This window comes from Pedobacter sp. KBS0701 (assembly GCF_005938645.2).
Lineage (GTDB): Bacteria > Bacteroidota > Bacteroidia > Sphingobacteriales > Sphingobacteriaceae > Pedobacter.
Genome location: NZ_CP042171.1, coordinates 2,167,631 through 2,188,154, shown reverse-complemented (window position 1 = coordinate 2,188,154; position 20,524 = coordinate 2,167,631). Strand labels below are relative to the sequence as shown.

Genomic DNA, 20,524 nt, shown 5'->3' with positions numbered 1-20,524 from the left:
TATAATGATGAAAAAAAAATTACTTCCACTGGTATTTGCATATACTGTGTTAATGGGATTCATTCTTTTCGAGCCCTTAAATGCGTCAGCCGGTGGGCTAACAACCGGAGTCTTTAGTACGCCTTCAACAACCAAAAAGTTAAAAATAGCCTTTATAGGAATCTCAGGTAAAGTTACCGATGAACAGGGCGTTGGCCTGCCCGGCGTAAGCGTAGTTGAAAAGGGAACGCGGAATGCTGCTGTAACCAATTCATCTGGCAGCTATACCATAAATGTTACCAATAATAACGCGGTATTGGTGTTCACATCCGTTGGCTATAAACCCATAGAAATAACAGTAAATACAAAAACCGTAGTTAATGTGTCTATGGTAGCGATTACAAATGCTTTAAATGAAGTTATTGTAACTGCACTCGGCATAAAAAGGGAGGCCAAAAGCCTGGGATATTCAGCTCAAAAAGCCGACGTAGAGGCATTACAAACCAACCGTACAACTAACCTCGCCAATTCGCTTGAGGGCCAAATCGCCGGGCTGGACGTTTCTCCACCGGCCGCAGGACCAGGTGGGAGTACCAAGATTCGCTTACGTGGACAATCATCTTTTACTGCAGACAATTCGCCGCTCATCGTAATCAATGGCTTGCCAATGTCGCAGGGTGCAAGCAGCAGTAATGGTTATACACAAAATGTGGATCAGGGAGATAATATGCAAGGCATCAATCAGGATGACATCGAATCGATGACTGTTTTAAAAGGATCTACCGCAGCAGCCCTGTATGGTTCTCGTGCCGTTAACGGAGCAATCATTATTACAACAAAGTCGGGATCAAAAAATAGTGGCATAGGTGTTGAGTTCAACTCTAATTTTACGGTAAACCAGGCACTGGATTATACAGATTTTCAATATGAGTACGGACAAGGCGAGAATAATATTCGTCCGTCATCAGTAGGTACTGCGCAGAGTTCTGGTGCATGGAGCTTTGGTGTGCCGTTTGATAATGTACCAACGTTTCAGTTCGACGGCGTTCAGCGTCCGTATGCACCTGTTAAAGACAGGATAAAGACTTTCTTCAGACTTGCGCCATCGTGGAGTAATACAGTTGCACTTTCTGGCGGTAATGACAAAGGAAGTTTCCGGGTGTCCCTTTCTAATCAGGATGCTCAGGGTATAATACCAAACAACGATTATCATAAAAAGATTTTTAACGTTGGCATTAACTATAAACTTACCGATAAGTTATCTACACAATTTTACGTTAACTACGATCACCAGTTTAATAACAATCCGCCACTTGTAGGCGTACAGGGAAATGCAATTCCTACCTCAATTTACAGGTTGGCCAACTCCATTTCTTTTGATGTACTCCAGGCAGGCGCAATAGATGCCAACGGAAATGAAACACCTACTTCGAGGTTTGCAACCGTTACCAACCCCTACTGGATATTAGCGAAGCAATTTCAAAGACAAACAAAAGATCATTTGTTAGGTACTGCTGTGGTACGCTATCAGTTTTTTGATTGGCTATATCTTCAGGGCAGGGCAAATATGGACCTTTTGCAAACTACTTATGAATCAAACACGCCAACGGGTACGCTGGCTGTATCTGCAGCACCAACAGGGCTATATAATGGTAGCTATGGAATAAGTACAGCAAGTACACGCCAGAATAATTTTGACTTCCTGCTGGGTGGCGGGCACAAGTGGAAAGATTTTTCATTTAATGCAACAGTAGGTGGTAATCACTTTCCCTTAATTACATCTACATTTAATGAAGCGGTAACCAACTTTTACATCAGAGATTTATACACCATAGGAAACGGTGTTACGGCAAATTCGAGCTACAATTTAACTAAACAAACCGTAAATTCATTGTATGGTACTGCAGAGTTTTCCTACAAAAATTTATTATACCTAAATGTTACCGGCCGTACAGACTGGTATTCGGTACTGGCCAGAGATATAGATCATTATTTCTATCCTTCAATCAGCGGAAGTTTCGTTTTTTCGGAATTACTTCCAAATGCAAAATGGTTAAATTTTGGAAAGTTGAGAGTTGCTGTTGCAGAAACAGGAAGTGCCCAGGGGGTTGCTCCTTACAATGCATTAACATTTTTGCTAGCTCAAAATTCATTTAATGGGCTTCCTTTAGGCAGTATTAACGGAACAGCTTCACCAAATACCCAGATTAAGCCTTTTGGCGTAAATGAAAAAGAAATCGGTATTGAGTTACGTATGTTCAACAACAGAGTGAATCTGGATGTGGCTGCTTACGATAAAAAAACGACTAATCAAGCCGTTCCAATCAGCCTGTCTGCAGCAAGTGGATACAGCACCACGTTAGTTAACTTAGGTGGTTTGGACAATAAAGGATTAGAATTTAACCTGGAATTAATCCCTGTCCAAAACAAAAACTTTACCTGGAAAACGGCTTTTAATTCTGCTTTCAATTCTTCAAAAGTATTGTCATTAGCCAACAACCAATCGCAGCTTGTAGTGGGCAGTCCTGAGTTTTTTGGGTCTATAGTTCACGTGGTAGGTTTACCCCTTAACCAAATTGTAGGTTCAACTTACAAGCGGGATGCTTCCGGAAATATCGTATTATCGGGAGGCAAACCCGTAGCAAGTGCTACACCAGTTAATTTTGGTAGCGGCCTCCCTACAGCAACAGGGGGTTGGCTAAACACATTAAATTACAAAGGCTTTACCTTTATCTCCCATATTGATTATAAAGCAGGTGGTAAAGTACTTTCGAGTACCAGTTTAAACTTATTAAGAGAAGGTTTATCAAAAGAGTCTTTACCTGGCCGTGTAGGTGGCGTAATTTTTCCTGGCGTAAATGCTACTGACGGGTTACCAAACACCACCGCTGTAAATGCGGAAGATTTTTACGCAAATTATCGTTCAACGAATATCTTAGACCCTTTCATTTACAGCTCAAGCTTTGTTAAATTAAGAAGCCTTTCGCTGGGATACGACTTATCTAAATTTATCAATAAAAAATATGTGAAAAGCTTAGTGTTATCTGCCGTATGCCGTAATGTATTAATCATTAAGAAATATACGCCGAACATTGATCCCGAAGCAATAGCCTCAAGCGGGGATAACTTAACAGGTTATGAGCAGGCATCGCTACCAACAACACGTACTTTCGGATTTAACTTAAACGTAAAATTCTAACTCTATATACAATATGAAAAATTTAATCAGAATTATAGCCATCGCCATCTGTATTCCAGTAATTTCCAGTTGCAATAAAGGGTTTGATAAATTAAATATTAGTCCAAATAATCCAACAGAACTCGACGCGGCATTCCTGTTTACAAGTGCACAATTTGGAACACATGGAGCGACAATGGAAACTGAGCCAACCATTGTACAGCAATTTGTAAATCCGTTTTCAGGAATCACCTCGGCGTTTAATTTTAATCAGCTGAATCAAACCTATACTTCGCAAAATTGGAATGCTGAATATACAGGAACAAATAGTGGCGCAACAAGCTCTTCAGGCCCTGTTCAATTACTGGTCCAGATATTAAGCCAAATTAAAGGTAATGCAGCAAGAACAAATTTATATAATGAAGCCAGAATCTGGAAAGCTTATCAATTTATGATGCTGGTAGACACTTACGGAAACGTACCCTATAGTGAAGCCGGACAAGCCTATTTATCAAATGTGCTTACCCCTAAATATGATAATCAGGCCGCGATTTATACCGATCTGATCAAAGAAGTTACTGAGGCAACGGCAGCTTTAGATCCAACAAAGGATATCGTTAAAGCTGATGTATTTTATGGCGGCAATATCGCCCAGTGGAAAAAATTGGGTTATTCGTTACTACTTCGATTAGGTATGAGGTATAGTAAAATAGATCCGGCAAAAGCGCAAACTATTGTGCAAGCTGCGGTAACTGGTGGTGTAATGACATCAAATGCCGACAACTGTTACCTGAAATACAATGCAACTTACGTGAATCCCGTGAGCCAGACGATTACGGCGATAGCAAATACTTATTATTTAGCGGCTCCCTTTGTAAATCAGCTAAAAAATAGCGGAGATCCGCGATTGAAGTTTATATCCGGTAAATATGCAAACCCATTAGCTGCACCAACAAGCGTACCAGATACCACATCTGCAAATCAGTTCGGACTCCCTGTAGGCTATAGCAGTGCTACTTTACCAACTGCTCCGGGGTTTAGAGGTGCTAACGGTTCGGGTTTTAATTATTCCCAGGTTAATTACAGTATTTTCGGCAGTTTAACCGCCCCACAATTTTTCATCACTCACGCTCAAACACAATTCCTGCTGGCAGAGGCCGCTGTTAGAGGCTGGATCACCGGCGGTAGTACAGCTGATGTTTATTATGCTAACGGTATACGTGCGGCAATGGACCAATGGACAACCTATAACCCGGCAGCCATTATTCCTTTAGCTACTCAAAATGCATTTATTAATAATCCCGTTAACGCTTATAATGCGGCAAATGCACTCAACCTGATTAATACGCAATATTGGGTGGCTTCCTGGGGCAATGGTACCGAGGCATTTGCTAACTTCAGGAGGAGCGGTTTTCCAGCCTTATCGCCCAACACCATAGCAGGGCAAAATATAATTGGTGGTTTTGTTCGCAGGTTTGTTTATCCAACGCTTGAGCTTTCTGCAAATTTAACAAATTACCAGGCAGCGGTTGCAGACAATGGCGGACCAGATAATATGGACACACGTATTTTTTGGGATAAATAGAAAAAACCTCTATAGTTGCCGATTACCTAATACGAAAGAGGCTGTCTCATAAATACATAATGTCATCCTGAGCTTGTCGAAGGACTTGTAAAAAATGCTTTAATTGGCATTTCGACAAGCTCAATGTGACAACATATATGGATTAATTGATTTATGAGACAGCCTCTTTTTTAGCGGTTTTGCTGCCCAGTCAAATAAGTAACCCATAAACTGATGGGTTGACAAAAATATGGGTAACATTCTTATTAGTTTTAACGATATATCTGGATGCTCGACTAATTATTTTGTAATTTACTTTAAAGTATTATGAACCATAGACCAAATTAAATGTTAAACCGTAGAAATTTCCTCAGCTACGCTGCAACCGCAGTAGGAACTACTGCCCTGCTTTCTGCCTTAGATAATCCTGCCTATGCCCTTTTCAGTAAGACTATTGGCGCAAACGACCAAATCAATATTGGCGTAATCGGAATCAAAGGCATGGGATGGTCCGACCTCAAGGCGGCCCTCAAAGTACCGGGCGTAAACCTGATCGCCCTGTGCGACAGTGACGCCAACGTGCTTGATGAAAGGATAGCCGAATTAAAGTCGATGAATGTTGATGCCGCAAAAGTAAAAAGATATAAAGATTACCGTGCGCTGCTTGATAATAAAGATGTCGACGCCGTAATTATCGGGACACCCGATCACTGGCATGCCCTGATGATGATCCATGCCGTACAGGCAGGTAAAGATGTATATGTGGAGAAGCCGGTCGGCAACTCTATTGTCGAATGCAGTACCATGGTTAAAGCGCAGGAAAAATACAATAAGGTGGTACAGGCAGGTCAATGGCAGCGCAGTCAGCAACATTTTAAAGATGCGGTAGATTTTGTAAAGAGCGGCCAGCTGGGAAATATCAGAACGGTAAAAGTATGGTGTTACCAGGGCTGGATGAAACCTGCTCCCATAGTGCCTGATACCTTACCCCCTGCAGGCGTTGATTATGCCATGTGGCTTGGGCCGGCGAATAAAAGAGCATTTAATGCCAGCCGATATCACTTCAATTTCCGCTGGTTTTGGGATTATGCCGGCGGGTTAATGACCGACTGGGGTGTGCATTTATTGGATTATGGCTTGCTGGGTATGAATTCACCCGTACCCAAAACCATATCTGCATTAGGCGGTCGCTTCGCCTATCCCGATCTGTACGAAGAAACGCCTGATACGCTCACTACCCTATATGAGTTCGACAAATTCAACATGGTATGGGATTCTGCCATGGGTATTGATAACGGCTCTTATAACCGCAACCATGGGATTGCTTATATCGGTAACAACGGCACGCTGATCCTCAACAGGCAAGGCTGGGAAGTTATTGAAGAAAAGATAAGTGGCAATAAAGTGAGTAAGCCCTTTGTTAAATCCTCAGATAATGGACTGGACAATCATATGGTTAATTTCTTTAGTGTGGTGAGATCCAGAAAAAAAGAAGAACTGAATTGTTCTATACAGGATGCGGCGCATGTAGCTACCGTTGCCCAAATGGGAAATCTTGCCTTCAGAAGCGGGCAAAAACTATCATGGGACAATGCCAAACATCAGTTTACAGATCAGAAGGTTAACGATAAATACCTGCTGGCCCCGTATCACAACGGTTACAGCTTACCCAAAGTTTAACGCTAAAGTTTAAACAGATCAGGAGGTATCCATTTCCGTCCGGGATCACAACACAGACTATCAAATATATAAACCCTGCAAATCGCACGATTAGCAGGGTTTTGCTTTTGGGAATTGCCTATTCGTTAATTTTTCTTTTCAACTGACATACTTATCCAGTAAATTCCCATCTGCCCCCTCTTATCCATAATGCCTTTTGGTAACTGATTTTTAGGACAGCTTAAAATGGAACTATCTGCCCCTTTTACAAATGCAGTTATGGCTTCAAGTTTATTTTCTGAAAATGGAAGTATGGTGTATCAAGATATACAGCCACTTCAAATAGTTTCTTTATTCTTGCAAAGCCAAAGATCGATTTTGCGGTTGCGATGTCTTTTTATTCAGTTGTTTCAATCTTCCATTTTGAATTTTTTTGCACCATTTTAAATTTAACATTCCTCCTTTCTCTACTAAAATAATCGAATATGGAAACATAAACCGTGTCTTTGTTTACGGTAGTGAACTGAATGTCATACACTTGTTTTTCGTTTTTCACTTCATCATACTTAAAATTTAAAGTATTTGAAGCAAACTCATTGTCAAAAGCTCCACCTGTAATTATAGTTTTATTATTTATCAGATAGTTTTCTTTAGCCTATGCTTCCGTCAACGAAATAAGGATTTTCCAATATAAATTTTATTTCCGAAAATTTCTCAATTGGTGTTGTAAATCCGTCATAGCGTTCATCGTTTCCACAAACTCCGAGGGTTCTCGCAGTAACTATAAAAAGTGAATCTTTTGGGTTTAACTTATTCACAACTTCTTTAATTATTTCTTCTTTAAGTTGTTTTGAGTTTTTAACCTCTTTTCTTTCAATCTGACAAATGAAAATTGTCAAGACTGTCAAAGTAAGTATTATTAAGATAAGGTACTTTTTCATTGCAATTTTCTTTCACGGTTCTGTAAAATTGTCGCCAACGTTTTGGGCCTTTGCGTTCGGGCGGAAAATCGAATCACAAAAGCTGGTTTTATAAATAAAGTTCAATTGAAAAACTGCCGTTGAATTTTGCACTTCAGCCCGTTTGGCCAAACGGCGAAGTCCTCACCGAAGGTAGACCCTTATTGGCGGTAGTTTTTTAATAATTTCTAAATTCGTTTCCTTTTTCCACGATTGCCTTTTGAAAATTATTTATTTGTTCTTTCGTAGCTACAATTTCAGTCAATTCAAAAATGTAATTCTTCTTTTGATTTGCACTTATCCATTTCCCTATAATATTATTTTTAGTTAAGGTACCTAAAAAAGTACCTGAAAAATTTGCAGTTGATAGTTCGACCAAACTAATATTTCCGTCATTATTTCGAAAACCCTTTAATAAAATATAATTTTTTTTGTTGTCATATTTATATGTTCCAATAATTGGGTCTGCATTTATTCCTTCGTCTAATCCTTCTAAATAAAGTGTAATTTTTATCGTATTGTTAATTGTGCCTTTGTACAATTTGCCTGTTTGTCCAAATATTTGGGTAAAAGTTATTAAAAGGAAAAGTGTAAGTATTGTTTTCATTGTTTATTCAATTATTATCTTTTTGTATAAGTATAAGCGCATCCTTCATCACAAATTATTTGATATTTCGGGGTTACCGGATTCGAATAAATTTTTGTTTCGTCTTTTTTATCATAATAAACAAAATAGTATTCTTCTTTTTTATTTAGGGTTATTTTTAGTTTTTCTCTATCAAGAGTATAAGTTCCTAAATTTCACTGTTCATCTTTTACTTTATTGTTTTTTTCAAACGACAATATTTCTCCATTTTTTATTTGTGTAGTATAAATTTTAGCACCTCCATTACTTTCACTTTGGGCTGTTCTTTGCCATTTTCCTAAAATTGAAAATTCATTATGTATTGGATAATTTTAGTTTGATTAACATAATCATCGTTACTCGTATCAGTTCTGTTACGAGTATCTTTACCACCATAACAATAGGTTAAATTCAGCAATAAAATAGTCAAGACTGTTACTGTTAAAATTATACTTTTTGCCATCTCTATTTTATTTCAAGGTCTGTTCTGCAAAATTACTGCCAACTAGTAAATATGCGCTATGCTATAGCGTATATTTTTCACTTAAGTTAACGAAATCTATCATTAGATTTCAAATATTAAACTATCCTGTGGGCTTTTTATCAAACTTTTCTGCTTTGTACTTACATGAAATATAGATCTCGGTCGTCTTTGTACTGCTGTGCCCAACAACGCTGGATATACCTGATGACTGTTCCCGCCTCCAATAAGTGTGTCGCAAATGAATGTCTAAGCCCATGCAGGGTTGGCTTCTGTTTCACAGTTTAAACAGATCAGCATGTATACATTTCCCTCTGGGATCAAACCAATCACGATCTAAATATATAAAACCCTGCAATCGCAAGATTAGCAGGATCTTTGCTTTTAGGGAACCACCAAATCGTTAAGAAGTTATTATCAAATATTTTTTTCCTTGAATACTGGCAAGAGATTATAGATACTAAATTTTTCGTTATCAGTAATTTCTTCGATCAACTTAGCTGGTCCGCCTATAAATACAGTAAAACGGTATTTCTGAAAAGTGCTTTGCTTTATCTGAATGGATTAAAAAAAATATGCCTAAAGCCGAATCACTCTAAATCCAAAACCAGCACTCTCATGTTGTTTTGTTGTGAACTTTTCTTTACATTAGGCATTAAACTTGATTTTTAGTTAATATGTAGGTATTTAATGTAATACTCAGATTTTTAATCAGCAAACTATTAATAATGTATAAATGTATTGTAATTGACGATGAGCCACATGCTATTGTTGGACTGAAAAAATATTTGGAATCCGTACCGAATATCGATTTGGTAGCAGCATATAGTGATCCTTATATGGCATTAACTGAAATTGAGACATTTAAAGATATTGATTTGATTCTTATGGATATTGATATGCCTAATATTTCCGGAATTGAGTTGTCGAAATCAATTCGAGCAAAAACTAGAAAGCTTATTTTTACGACAGGTCATACTAAATATGGTTATGAAGCCTTCAAGGCTGATGCGGATGATTATCTGTTAAAGCCTTATACGCTTGGCGAGTTCCTGATCGCTATTAACAAAGCACTTATAAAACCAACAGATTATATATCCAATAACATTTCGACATTTCTTGTTAAAAACAAGGATGATGGAAATCGAATAGTTGCTATTAAATATTGTGACGTCATCGCTGTGGAAAGTCAGCTCAACTATGTGAGTATATACACGTTAAATGCAAAAGTAACCGCATACATGTCATTAGGTGAAATGTTTAAGGTTTTGAGCCAAGCTACAGGTTTTTTGCAATTTCATCGAAGTTTTATTATATCATATAATTTTATAGATTATATAGATGGAAACACCATTAAAATGAAAAATGGATTATTGCTTACTGTTCGTGAATATTACAAAAAAAGTTTTACGGATTTTTTAAATAAGAATCTGATCAGATCCAAAAATAAAATGAAAACTGATGATCATAAGTAGACTAGCAGCCACTTACTGGATTATTTATCCTTTTTAATTCTCTATTTCTACCCCTGCTTCTGATCATTCTACATAATCACTAACAATTTATAGATAGGTTTATAGTGATTAAGCTTCTTTTTTACTTCTTTTGTTGAATATATTCAAGAAGATAGAAACAGGTTCACGCTTCAACATCAACTTAAATTTACTGTATGGTAAAAACTGCTAACATTGATGAATTCCAATACCAACTTTTGCTTGAGGCAATTGATATTGTGGAGGCAAACGATTATGTTGGACTACTTATAGACAGGGCCAAAATTATCATACAAACTCCAATTGTATCGGTCAATTTGGCGGATACATTCACATTGTACACTGATGTATTTGCGGCAATTAATCATTTGAACAAATACAGGAGTTTGAATAGAAAACTATTGATCAATGCTGAGGATGATGCTTTGCATCTGGCTTATGACCAATATTTCAATTCTCGCGTAAGATCAGGAAAACTGATTTTGAAAAAGCTTGCAGCTTTGTTACTCATTGAACAGGAATGTTAAAAATTACGCTATGCTGATCCGGAAGGAATGGCCCTATCCTCGGTATTACTGAAAGTTGTTTTCAATACATATACCACAGGGAATTAAAACAATGTTCTATTTCTTGACAGAAAAAAGCTAAAATTATAATTCAGGTAATCTAATTTTTCTGCTATATGTACCAATGCGTAATCGTTGATGATGAGCCCCACGCCATTGAGGGCTTAAAAAAATATTTGAGTAACTTCGATCGATTGTATTTATCTGCTTCGTTTACAAACCCTTTAGCAGCATTAAAATATTTCGAGTCCGTTGATTGCGTAGATCTTGTGCTATTGGATATCGATATGCCAAATATCAATGGTATCGAACTCTCCCGAATGCTCAGGAATAAAACAAAAAAAATAGTTTTCACTACTGCACATACCAAGTATGGATACGAGGCGTTCAAAATTGAAGCTGATGATTATCTTTTGAAACCTTTTACGTTAGGAGAATTCCTAACCTCTATGAATAAAGTATTCTCCTCAAATGGTCGGAAATGTAACTCTTACGATAAAAATGCTTCGTTTTTAGTCAAAAGTAAAGAAGACAGATACAAAATGCTAAATATAAAATTCTCTGATGTTGTAGCTGTAGAAAGTAAAATGAACTATGTAATGATTCATACTTTAAAACGCAAAATACTCACCTATATGACTTTGTCAGAGGTTTCAGATATATTCAAATGTCAACCAGGTTTTCTAAGATTCCAAAGGAGTTTCATTCTTGCAGAAGAACATATTGAGTACATTTCCGGTAATTCGATTAAAATGGTTAACGGTTGTGAGATGACTGTAGGTGATTATTACAAAAAAGACTTTCTTTCATTCGTTTCTGAAAAATTAATAAAAACCAAGAGGAGGTAAATCCTCCTCTTTGCTTTATCCTTTGTTAGCGATATGTGTTTGCGCAGTAGTAACAAGCGTAGTCGTAGGCTCTGTTTCTGCATAGTTTAAATAATTTGAGCTGCTTGATTTTTTGAAAATAAAAACAGTTTTGGCTTTGAGTTTTGTCTTTTGTTGTTGCATGTTTTTGTATTTTTTTTGCAACTTAGTTCGGTTACTTTCAGGAAAAAATATTGTTACATTAAATGGACGTTAACCTACACTTAAAGCAGGAAATGCATGAAAAAGATTTTGGATAAATTAAAGAGTAGCTCAGTTCATTTTATTGTATGGTCTGTCTTTATTGTTTACGAAACCATAATTGTAGGCCTAATATTTGATATTTTTGAGAATCCAGTTACTTATCTTTTCCATTATGTAGTGATAATCGTTTTTTTTTATTTTTTTTCTGACCTGGGCTTACCCTGGTCTTTCAGGAGAGATCTACAAGCATTTTGGAGGTTACCTTTAGTAATAATGATTAGTCTGGCTACCTATGTTTTTTTTCACTACTTGGCAAATTTATTATTGATCTATATCAATGTAATTATGGTTAAACGTCCATATCTTTTAGATAGGCAGTTTATTCTGAAGAATCTTTATCGGGGTATATATTTTATGTTCTTTTCAACAGGGTATTTTGTGTTTAAAAGGACACAGGTAGAAAAGCGCGAAAAAGAACAGTTAAAGGAGCTCCATCTGCAAAACATCATTAAACAGCAAAAAACTGAGCAGGAATTAGTAAAATCTCATAATTCGCTATTGAAAGCCCAAATAAATCCCCATTTTCTCTTCAATACCCTCGATTTTATATATCATACCATGACCAATAATGTACAGATAGCTTCTGATGCCGTGATCCATCTTTCCAGGATAATGCGTTTCGCAATCGATTCAGATCATATGGGTGAAGTAATCTGCTTGGGTACAGAGATCAAACATGTTGAAACGCTATTTTCACTGTACCAATTAAGGAATATCAAAACAGAAATAAGGTTAAACTATCCTCCAGAAATCCTTTCACTTCCATTCATCCCACTGGTATTATTGACCCTGGCAGAAAACATGATCAAGCATGGAGAATTTTCAAATCCACAGCAACAGGCAGTTATCGATTTTTTATATGAAAACGATACGTTAACTATTACCACCAGGAATGTGCAATCAAAAAACATCAATATTCATTCTAGTAAATTGGGTTTAAATAATGTGAGAAAGCGTCTTAAATATAAATACGGAAAGCAGGTTTCCTTAAACTATTCCATCCTTAACGAGGTTTTTACTTTAATCTTAAATGTTCCGGGGATTAGGGGTCATCATTTTTCAGATGATACTGATAGCCGATAGCACAGTAGTAAGTATTTGAAACTTTACCTAAAGTTGAACTTTACAGCGAATAATAATTGGGATGGACGAAGTTTAAATACATCTTCAGTTGTTTGATTTTCGTTCACCATAAACTGCCTGTAACTATTTTTATTTAGAATATTTGCCCACTTTAAATCAAAATCTATTTTTTTTTTAGTCCATGAAAATCGATAGCCTATATCTAAAAAGGAATTTACAAAAGTATTACCCAAAAAGTTGTATCGAAACTGATCGAGGCTTACATCCAGACTGTGGTTTAAAAAAGGAGAAATAAATAATTGAGACTTTTGTGATAAGGAATTGAACCTTGTTATGTCAAAATTATTTTTAACACGGTTAAAGGATGCTATTGCATTATAATCTATATTCAGCCACTTTAATTTGTTATAGTTTAGTTTTAAACCTACGGATTGACCATAACTATGGCTGTTAAGAAAGGTACCATTAACATAACTATTTGTATTCCCATTGCTGATGAGATAAGTTATGGAGGTATTGATTTTTTGTTCAGCAAAAAATTTAGCCAGAATTATTTGATAATTGATGAAGCTTTGTGGATTCTTCATATTAAGAGCCTCGAGTACTTGTTGTCCATTTTCATAAATTTTTCTGTTAAAAATTACATTTCCCAGTTTATTTGAGTAATTATACCCAATATTAAAGGATGTATTGTCGAGGACATTCTCATAAATAAGATTGGTTCCTAAATTTTGTGTTCTGGTTCTTGAAATGTCCGAGCCATAAGAGCTAAAATCCAGTCCACTTAATATATAGCCAGGATAAAGTGTTTCCAACGTTGCAAAATCGTTGCTAACAGCTGCTGTAGCAACGATCTTATACCTGGTAGAGAGTCGATATTCCGATTGCAAACTTGGCTCAAAAGTGTTGAGATGCAGATCCTTGCGAAAATCATGTAGCCTGGAAAGCGCAGTGATATTGTTAATTTTGGCAGGAAACGATGTAAGAATTTTAAGTTTTCTTCCGCTGTAATTAAAATCAATAGACGCAAATGATCTAAAAATGGTATAACTGATATTGTTGATGTATCGATCTGCTCCATTTTGAGCAATGTTGATATCCGAAATTCCTGAACGAAGCAAACTTCGATCAGCTTGTAAACCGAACCTTGGTGTCAAAGTAATATCATTGAAGGAAAGTGATGATGACAATGTATTTTTTGATTCAATTTTTTTTAGATAGAGCTCCTGAATTAGCAGATCTGGCTTTACGAAAGATATACCCGGGAAATACAATGAAGTTAAAGGTGAAACTTGATAATGCTGCTTTACATTAGAAAAATTGATGTACGAATGTAAATTGACTGAATATTTTTTCTTGGTTCCGATTGGGATAATCGAGCTCAAAGAATTTTGCAGCACATATTCAGGGGAGGCAAGAAACTGTGCAATTGAAGATTTACCAATCCTAATGTTTCCAATATCACTGGATCTATTATATTGGAAAAACAAAATATTCTTTAAAAAATTGCTGTCAGTGTTTTGTGTCAAAATGAGCCTTGCGTTTACTTGTTGTTTAGCCAATCGTGTTAAATTTGAACGCCCATATGAAATGATACCTTGCTGATTTCCAGAAGAATCATACTGGTTAACAATCGTTTCTTGCCCTCCCTCGCGCTCAATTCTGTCGTTCAGATAACTTACACTTCCCGTTAGCTCCAATTTTTTAGTCAGGTTAAACAATAGGTTGGCTGATGCGACATGTGTCCGGTTAAATAGATATCGCTCCTGAGCTATCGTTGGCAGAACAGTTTGAGAGATGCTGATCCACTTATTATCTGTGTTTTCTTTAGTTATGCCCTCCGAAACATCAATTACACCCAGATTGTTCATTTCTTTAGTGATGTCTTCTCCAATATTATTTGATTTGTAGTTCAATAACGACTGGTATTTTTTGCTAAACAGCATCGGTGTAAGCTTAGTTTGCCATGCGAGTGGGCTTAATCCACCACCAATTTCCCCTCTTCCGGTTGTCGTTACATTTTTTCTCAGTTTGATATTGATGGCGGCCCGCGGCGAATACAGTTTATCCTTTAGGAGCTTTATGGGTTGATGGTTTGGGAGTATTTCCAATTTATCTACATCGATATTTGGTAGAGAATTCGTTATAATTCCGTAGTTGCCAGCCATTAAATCCTTTCCTTCTACATAAAACTTATTAATGGCCAACCCCTGATATCTAATCTGGCCATTAGCACTCACCTCTATACCAGGTACTTTTTTAAGAACATCTCCTAAAGTACGATCCTGTAAGCTTGCAAAAGAATTTAAATCATAACTTAAAGTGTCGCCTCTCTTTACAATTGGTGGTTTTCGAACATCAACCTCTGCAAGTTCAATCACCTTTTGCCGTAAACTAAAATTTAACTGTTGAGTTTGGTTTTCAATCGATCGATAAAAGGTTTCATAATTCATTGCTTTTATAACCAATTGCAATTTCTTCACCTTTGAGATGAAAGAAAGTCTGAACCTACCTTCTGAATCGCTTAATACGAATGAAATCACTGCACTGTCAGCGGGTACCATTACACTAACTGATCCGTGCGGAATTGGCTCCCCGCTCGGTGAAAATAACCTTCCCGAAACGACAGTTTGACTTCTAGCTAAAAATGAAAATAGAAATATAAGCAGAAAAAGGGTACATCTGAACATTGCGCTACTGAATTCCCAAAGGTTACGGCTGTAATTCTATAGGATTGTTATCCCTCTTACGCTTTTTGTCCATGCCATCCTGCATACGCTTAAAATACTCAGGACCGCGCCCTTCAATTTGAACGTTTTTAAACATTGCTGTTGTATATTTTCCGGTACGAAACAATTCCAAACACTTCGCTTTGCTAACTTTTAGCACATTGTCCACTGGAACCCGGGGATAAATAATTTGCTCTTTTTTAAACTTTACAAGTTCATATCGATAGCTACCAGTAGCATCAGCGATTTCTATAATCAATCCTGGCAAACCATAAAATTTATATGGTCCAAAGGGAAAAGTATAATCATTAGCATACCAGGCAATCCATTTGCGTCCAAATAAAACAGTCTCCGCCCTTGTACAAGAAATGTTATTGATTCTTTTTGTCTGGTTTTTGATTTGCCATTTAGGCGATACAAACTCAGTATATTGAGGACTGGTTGGAACACTTAAATTAGCAACAGTGGTAACGGTAACTTGTCCTTTGTTAAGGTCAGTAAAAATATACTCTTCAAAATTGGTCGGGTATTTCATTCCAATGGCAACACGCTCACTTTGAGGCCTTTCTTTATAATTACTTGTTTTCCTAATACTGTCAAGGAGGAATCTGGATACAGACCTAAAACCTGAAATTTGCTGATTAAACATCAGTAACATATATTCAGAGTTTGGTTGAGACTGCATACTATCTGTTTTGAAATAGAATTTATATTGGGCGCTCCATTCAAACCGATCATTATCTTTAGACTGTGCAAAAGATATTTGAGCCGTTAAGAGAATTATCAAGCCAAGAAAAAATGATTTTAACATCGGTATTTATTTTTTTCGGAATAACCAGCACCTCAAATAGTTACCCTCTTAGATTTAAAAAAAAATAAAATTTCTTCATGGCCTTGAAGCCACGAAGAAACATGGGTAAATTAACGGATAATCTCTACCGAGCCTGGAGTTTCATTACAGTCAGCCTCATTGATCCCATTCATCATTGAAGTTAGTGTAGCATCACTCCAATTTTGATCACTGATGATTTGTACAGTAGTACCACAAGTGGTGTGAAAAGTGTACCTTGTTTTAGCGAAAGACGCTGCCATGATAGAGAAAAACAATACGGTGGTTAATAACACTTTTTTCATTTTTTTTTTATTTTGAGGTTAACAATAAATAATTATTCATATTTATTGTTTTTATAAAAATCTATCAAATCTGCTATACAGGATAGTACATTTTCTATATATAATGACTTATTGCAGGGACGGCTTTTTTATAGGCTATAGCAATAGCTTTAGTCTTCTCACATCCAATATACTGATATTTTTCTTGATATTATTTCAAGTGTGACCGATCTATTGCAACCGCTCAAGTCGTTTTTGTTAACAAAATGTTTAACTAGAACAAAATCAGCGGATCAACTGACGCTATTCAGTCTTGAAAAAGTATTTTTCAATCAATTTTCTCAGTCCAATTGAAACCTGTATTTTTCCAAAAAAATACGCCTGATTTATGCCATTTATTCTGTAATATGAATAAAATCTTTTTACTTATCCTTTTAACTTTTTATACGGCCGTAGTGTTTGGACAAAAAAAGAGACCGACAGAAACCATAAAAAGTAATCTTCCCTAAGAACAGCTACATAAATAAATGTAGTATTTTATAAATTTAGGAATATCTGACACCTGTAGAATTCTTATTGATATATGAAAACTCCCAACGCTGAACAAGCCCCAGTTTCCCACATTACAGCAAGATAATAACAGCAATATGAATTGGAATTCTTTAGTTTTGAACGTAGCTAGTTAGGGGAAGATTACATATACTTTGATGAAAACAAAATAGTGCCTATTGCATACTTAGAGGCGTTGTTGCTGTCTTGGAAGGAATTCATTGAGAAATCTTAAATTGAATTTAAACTTAATTTTAGTATATTTAAAATATAGCAATTGCAACTAAAAGATACAAGTAAAAGGTGAGTCATTCGGTGATTATCAAATCCAAAATCTCCTAGATAATGAATAATCGCTGATATTTAATCAAGGTGCAAATCCCAGCGGGTATCACAGAAATCCTCCAACGCTCATTGCAGGATTTTTTTATTTAAAAAGGATTACTATGCTAAAATCCCGAATAGCCGTTTATTGCCCTTTTTACCCGGGCTTCTCCGACACAGCTATACACCAACAATACCTTTGGCTAACTTTCTCCTTATCTGTTTTTGAGCTATTGTTAACCTGCCAATTTAAAGCGAGGTAAATCTTTGACCTACCTGACCTACACCAGGGCTACAACTCAACCGAAGTAAGGTTGAAGTAGTGTGCAAGTAAGTACCACGCAAGCCTGGCCGGAAGGTGGCCTAAACTTGGGGTAAATGTGGCGTGAAGGTGGAATTTGGAATATTTTTTTTGGAGATTTTTAATAAGACGGATTGAGTTGGGTGATCATCCTTTTGATTATCCTAATATACTAAAATTATGGCTGTCAGGAATGGAATGATCAAAATTAAAGGGCAAACGGGATCTTGTTTTTTACAAACGCGGAATTAAGGCTCTGGTAAGAAAGGTGAAATTGTACCTTCTAAAATTTTAGAATTTTTCAGGTACCTAAAGAAATACCGGGTATTTGAAATGGTTAAAAGCTAAAAGTTAGATGAGGCAACGATCCTGGTCTTCCCTTAAAAAGTATACATTTTCTTTTTTTATGATTAATTATACAATATCGTTCTTACTTTTTGCAGAAATGAATTTATTTTTGCTTCCGAATGATTTTGCAGGATTATTATCGTTTTATCATTATCTAAATGCCTTTCTATATAAGTGGAATACCCTGGCCAACCTCCGGTATGATAGACAATTTTGCCATATTTTTTCGAATTCCCTACGAACCAACCAAATCCATAATTGGTTTCTTTTCCATCGCTGGTTTTTGCAGAATTAAATATAAGTTCTTTATCTTTTGCATCTACCAATTTATTGGTATAAAGTGCTCTGTCCCATTTTAACAGATCATCTGCTGTAGCGTTTACGGTTCCGTCACCTACTATTCCATCTAGGTAATACGTGTAAAACTCTTTTCCAAAACTATCTGGAAGTACTTTGTGTCCTAAGCTATCTGTAACATAACCAAGAGCATAATTCTTTATTTGTTTTGGTTCAAATCTACTTCTATAGACAAACGTATTTCTCATTTTTAAGGGTTGAAATATGTTTTCACTCAAAAACTGTCCAAATGTCTTATCTGATACTTTTTCTATTATCAACGCTAACAAAGTATAACCTGTATCGCTGTACTGGTATTTTTCGCCTGGTTGAAAAATAACTTTTGGTCTGTATTTCGCGAAGACATCTACAATATCCTGATTGGTAGCAAATTTTGTTTTATCCCACTTTTCTTCAAAAATCTCCATATAGTCAGGAAGCCCGCCAGTGTGATTAAGTAAATTTCTGATGCTGATATTTCCGTAAAAAGCTAATTCGGGAATGTATTTCGAAATTTTGTCATCATAGTTCAGTTTTCCTTGTTTTTCTAACAAAACAATTCCCATCGCCGTAAATTGTTTGGAAACAGATGCCAACTCAAATATGGTTTGGTTATTAAGTTTTTGTCCGGTTTTCTCATTAGCAAGACCATAACTTTTTTCAAATATCATTTTCCCTTTGTCTGCAATCAGCACATTTCCATTAAACATTTTCTGCTTAAAAAGCGCGTTAAATAAGCTGTCAAGTTGCTTGTATTGCGCAGACTGACCAAATGTGAGATTAAATGATAAAAGCCCAATTGTAATCAGTAAGAATGTTTTTCTCATAGCATGTTCTGTAGAATTGCCTGTAACTTGGCAGTTATTGCCGAAGGGCGGGATTTGATGCCTTTAGTTCAGTAAATATACAAATTTTGATAGAAGCACAAAAGTTCAATTTAACACTTCAACCCCTTTTTTGGTTATACCTTGCCAACTTTCTGATTGCCTCTATCGTTCCTACAAGCAAATAAAAAAATTATAACTACCAATAAAAGGCCTTTGTTCATCTTTAATTACACACTGGAATTTTATATTATAGAAAGTGATATTCAGATGGAATATAATGCTTGTTAACTGTATATATAAATATGTTATAAATAACATACCAGTATTTAGATGGCAAATGGTAGCAGAATTTAAAAATAAGCCTAAAATGGTTTCTCTTAAATGACAACAGACTCCCTAACTGCAAGTGCCGGTTTTTTACTTCCGGTTAAGCGATCTGAATTTTAAAGGAGAGATTCCGCACACTTTTCTGAAAGCGCGAATGAAATAAGCGTAATCATTAAATCCTAATTCATGAGCAATCTCTTTCACATCCGCGTCGCTGTGATACAATAAACATTTAGCTTCAGTGCACACTTCCTGCTGTATCCAATAGCTTACCGTTGAACCTGTAACACCCTTTATCGCCTCATTTAGGTGACCTGTTGATATATTAAGCATTGAAGCATAAGCAGATGGATTTTTTATGGCCTTTATATTTATTGAAAGTAGATTTTTGAACTTCCGGGCGATTTCCGCTGAGCGGGTATGTTTATTTGCTATGGTGTCTGAAGAATTATAGCTACTGGCGGCCATTCCCAAAAACGATTGGACAAGGGCGTGGATAATCGGCAGGTAATATGGATTACCTTGCCGCTGGGTAAACTCATTATGCAGAAGGCCAAGCAGGGTTTCGTATTGGGTTAATTCGTATTTGGATAATTTACCGGGTAACTGGAGATTCAGCCTGTTCTCAAAAACATCTCTTAAGCTGCCCGCAATTAATGAAGTGTCTACAGCAAGGAACCAGCCTTCGGCCTGGTCGCCCTGTACTTTGGTATGAATTTGTGAAGGCAATACATAGTAAATGTGCCCGGCAGGAACGGTGATGTCCTGAAATTCAACCCTGAGTTTTCCTGAACCTTTTTTTAGAATGAAAAATATATAATGATCATCCCTGTGAACATCATAAATCTGGTTTTGATGCGGTTTGTCATCAGCTTTAAAAGCGATGACCTGAAGACCTGTATTGGTCTTATTTTGCAACTGATCTACTGGAATGCTCTTCATTAATACAAAAT

Annotated in this window: 15 protein-coding genes; 7 read left to right on the top strand and 8 right to left on the bottom strand. The window is 36.4% G+C overall.

Annotation, left to right across the window (positions count from 1 at the left end):
- Window positions 1–4 precede the first annotated feature (4 nt).
- The 3 genes from FFJ24_RS08590 (at window position 5) to FFJ24_RS08580 (ending at window position 6,401) form a co-directional block, all read left to right on the top strand.
- Window positions 5–3,178 carry a SusC/RagA family TonB-linked outer membrane protein gene (locus FFJ24_RS08590; RefSeq protein ID WP_138821114.1) on the top strand — a complete coding sequence of 1,058 codons (3,174 nt, stop codon included), beginning with the start codon at window positions 5–7 and terminating at the stop codon, window positions 3,176–3,178.
- Between the two features lie 13 nt (window positions 3,179–3,191).
- Window positions 3,192–4,742: a SusD/RagB family nutrient-binding outer membrane lipoprotein gene (locus FFJ24_RS08585; RefSeq protein WP_138821113.1), complete on the top strand. Its 1,551-nt coding sequence runs from the start codon at window positions 3,192–3,194 to the stop codon at window positions 4,740–4,742.
- A 327-nt stretch (window positions 4,743–5,069) separates the two neighbouring features.
- Window positions 5,070–6,401 (top strand): Gfo/Idh/MocA family protein, encoded by a 1,332-nt coding sequence (locus FFJ24_RS08580; RefSeq protein ID WP_138821112.1) that lies wholly within the window; start codon window positions 5,070–5,072, stop codon window positions 6,399–6,401.
- Between the two features lie 629 nt (window positions 6,402–7,030).
- Here the strand turns inward: FFJ24_RS08580 and FFJ24_RS08575 are convergent.
- Both FFJ24_RS08575 and FFJ24_RS08570 read right to left on the bottom strand, forming a co-directional pair.
- A complete protein-coding gene (locus FFJ24_RS08575; RefSeq protein WP_138821111.1) occupies window positions 7,031–7,321 on the bottom strand; it encodes a hypothetical protein in 291 nt (96 codons plus the stop codon).
- A 196-nt stretch (window positions 7,322–7,517) separates the two neighbouring features.
- On the bottom strand, window positions 7,518–7,946 hold the full coding sequence (locus FFJ24_RS08570) for a hypothetical protein (protein WP_138821110.1): 429 nt from the start codon (window positions 7,944–7,946) through the stop codon (window positions 7,518–7,520).
- A gap of 1,227 nt (window positions 7,947–9,173) precedes the next feature.
- On the opposite strand from FFJ24_RS08570, the gene FFJ24_RS08560 reads away from it, so the two are divergent.
- The 3 genes from FFJ24_RS08560 (at window position 9,174) to FFJ24_RS08550 (ending at window position 11,352) form a co-directional block, all read left to right on the top strand.
- Window positions 9,174–9,920: a LytTR family DNA-binding domain-containing protein gene (locus FFJ24_RS08560; RefSeq protein ID WP_138821109.1), complete on the top strand. Its 747-nt coding sequence runs from the start codon at window positions 9,174–9,176 to the stop codon at window positions 9,918–9,920.
- A gap of 194 nt (window positions 9,921–10,114) precedes the next feature.
- Window positions 10,115–10,465, top strand: coding sequence for a hypothetical protein (locus FFJ24_RS08555; protein WP_138821108.1), 351 nt, complete (start codon window positions 10,115–10,117; stop codon window positions 10,463–10,465).
- A gap of 155 nt (window positions 10,466–10,620) precedes the next feature.
- Window positions 10,621–11,352, top strand: coding sequence for a LytTR family DNA-binding domain-containing protein (locus FFJ24_RS08550; protein WP_138821107.1), 732 nt, complete (start codon window positions 10,621–10,623; stop codon window positions 11,350–11,352).
- Window positions 11,353–11,367: 15 nt separating this feature from the next.
- Here the strand turns inward: FFJ24_RS08550 and FFJ24_RS26010 are convergent, their stop codons facing one another.
- Window positions 11,368–11,514: a hypothetical protein gene (locus FFJ24_RS26010; protein WP_168202417.1), complete on the bottom strand. Its 147-nt coding sequence runs from the start codon at window positions 11,512–11,514 to the stop codon at window positions 11,368–11,370.
- Between the two features lie 498 nt (window positions 11,515–12,012).
- Here FFJ24_RS26010 and FFJ24_RS08545 point away from each other — a divergent pair, with 498 nt between their 5' ends.
- Window positions 12,013–12,717: a sensor histidine kinase gene (locus tag FFJ24_RS08545; RefSeq protein ID WP_210419487.1), complete on the top strand. Its 705-nt coding sequence runs from the start codon at window positions 12,013–12,015 to the stop codon at window positions 12,715–12,717.
- 23 nt (window positions 12,718–12,740) lie between these two features.
- On the opposite strand, the gene FFJ24_RS08540 is transcribed toward FFJ24_RS08545, so the two are convergent.
- The 5 genes from FFJ24_RS08540 to FFJ24_RS08520 all read right to left on the bottom strand — a co-directional run bounded on the left by FFJ24_RS08540 (window position 12,741) and on the right by FFJ24_RS08520 (window position 20,513).
- Window positions 12,741–15,170 carry a hypothetical protein gene (locus FFJ24_RS08540; RefSeq protein WP_246862775.1) on the bottom strand — a complete coding sequence of 810 codons (2,430 nt, stop codon included), beginning with the start codon at window positions 15,168–15,170 and terminating at the stop codon, window positions 12,741–12,743.
- Between the two features lie 259 nt (window positions 15,171–15,429).
- Window positions 15,430–16,257 (bottom strand): GLPGLI family protein, encoded by an 828-nt coding sequence (locus FFJ24_RS08535; protein ID WP_138821104.1) that lies wholly within the window; start codon window positions 16,255–16,257, stop codon window positions 15,430–15,432.
- Between the two features lie 110 nt (window positions 16,258–16,367).
- Complete coding sequence (locus tag FFJ24_RS08530; protein WP_138821103.1) at window positions 16,368–16,580, bottom strand: hypothetical protein; 213 nt, start codon at window positions 16,578–16,580, stop codon at window positions 16,368–16,370.
- A 1,563-nt stretch (window positions 16,581–18,143) separates the two neighbouring features.
- Entirely contained in the window at window positions 18,144–19,244 is a 1,101-nt protein-coding gene (locus tag FFJ24_RS08525; protein ID WP_138821101.1) for a serine hydrolase, read from the bottom strand.
- Window positions 19,245–19,661: 417 nt separating this feature from the next.
- A complete protein-coding gene (locus FFJ24_RS08520) occupies window positions 19,662–20,513 on the bottom strand; it encodes an AraC family transcriptional regulator (protein ID WP_138821099.1) in 852 nt (283 codons plus the stop codon).
- Window positions 20,514–20,524: the final 11 nt, after the last annotated feature.

Bases quoted from the DNA above. Each gene is read 5' to 3' on its own strand.
- FFJ24_RS08540 (WP_246862775.1), bottom strand. From the start codon at position 15,170: ATGAATTATGAAACCTTTTATCGATCGATTGAAAACCAAACTCAACAG.
- FFJ24_RS08580 (WP_138821112.1), top strand. From the start codon at position 5,070: ATGTTAAACCGTAGAAATTTCCTCAGCTACGCTGCAACCGCAGTAGGA.
- FFJ24_RS08570 (WP_138821110.1), bottom strand. From the start codon at position 7,946: ATGAAAACAATACTTACACTTTTCCTTTTAATAACTTTTACCCAAATA.
- FFJ24_RS08590 (WP_138821114.1), top strand. From the start codon at position 5: ATGATGAAAAAAAAATTACTTCCACTGGTATTTGCATATACTGTGTTA.
- FFJ24_RS08525 (WP_138821101.1), bottom strand. From the start codon at position 19,244: ATGAGAAAAACATTCTTACTGATTACAATTGGGCTTTTATCATTTAAT.
- FFJ24_RS08555 (WP_138821108.1), top strand. From the start codon at position 10,115: ATGGTAAAAACTGCTAACATTGATGAATTCCAATACCAACTTTTGCTT.
- FFJ24_RS08560 (WP_138821109.1), top strand. From the start codon at position 9,174: ATGTATAAATGTATTGTAATTGACGATGAGCCACATGCTATTGTTGGA.
- FFJ24_RS08530 (WP_138821103.1), bottom strand. From the start codon at position 16,580: ATGAAAAAAGTGTTATTAACCACCGTATTGTTTTTCTCTATCATGGCA.
- FFJ24_RS08535 (WP_138821104.1), bottom strand. From the start codon at position 16,257: ATGTTAAAATCATTTTTTCTTGGCTTGATAATTCTCTTAACGGCTCAA.
- FFJ24_RS26010 (WP_168202417.1), bottom strand. From the start codon at position 11,514: ATGCAACAACAAAAGACAAAACTCAAAGCCAAAACTGTTTTTATTTTC.
- FFJ24_RS08550 (WP_138821107.1), top strand. From the start codon at position 10,621: ATGTACCAATGCGTAATCGTTGATGATGAGCCCCACGCCATTGAGGGC.
- FFJ24_RS08585 (WP_138821113.1), top strand. From the start codon at position 3,192: ATGAAAAATTTAATCAGAATTATAGCCATCGCCATCTGTATTCCAGTA.
- FFJ24_RS08520 (WP_138821099.1), bottom strand. From the start codon at position 20,513: ATGAAGAGCATTCCAGTAGATCAGTTGCAAAATAAGACCAATACAGGT.
- FFJ24_RS08575 (WP_138821111.1), bottom strand. From the start codon at position 7,321: ATGAAAAAGTACCTTATCTTAATAATACTTACTTTGACAGTCTTGACA.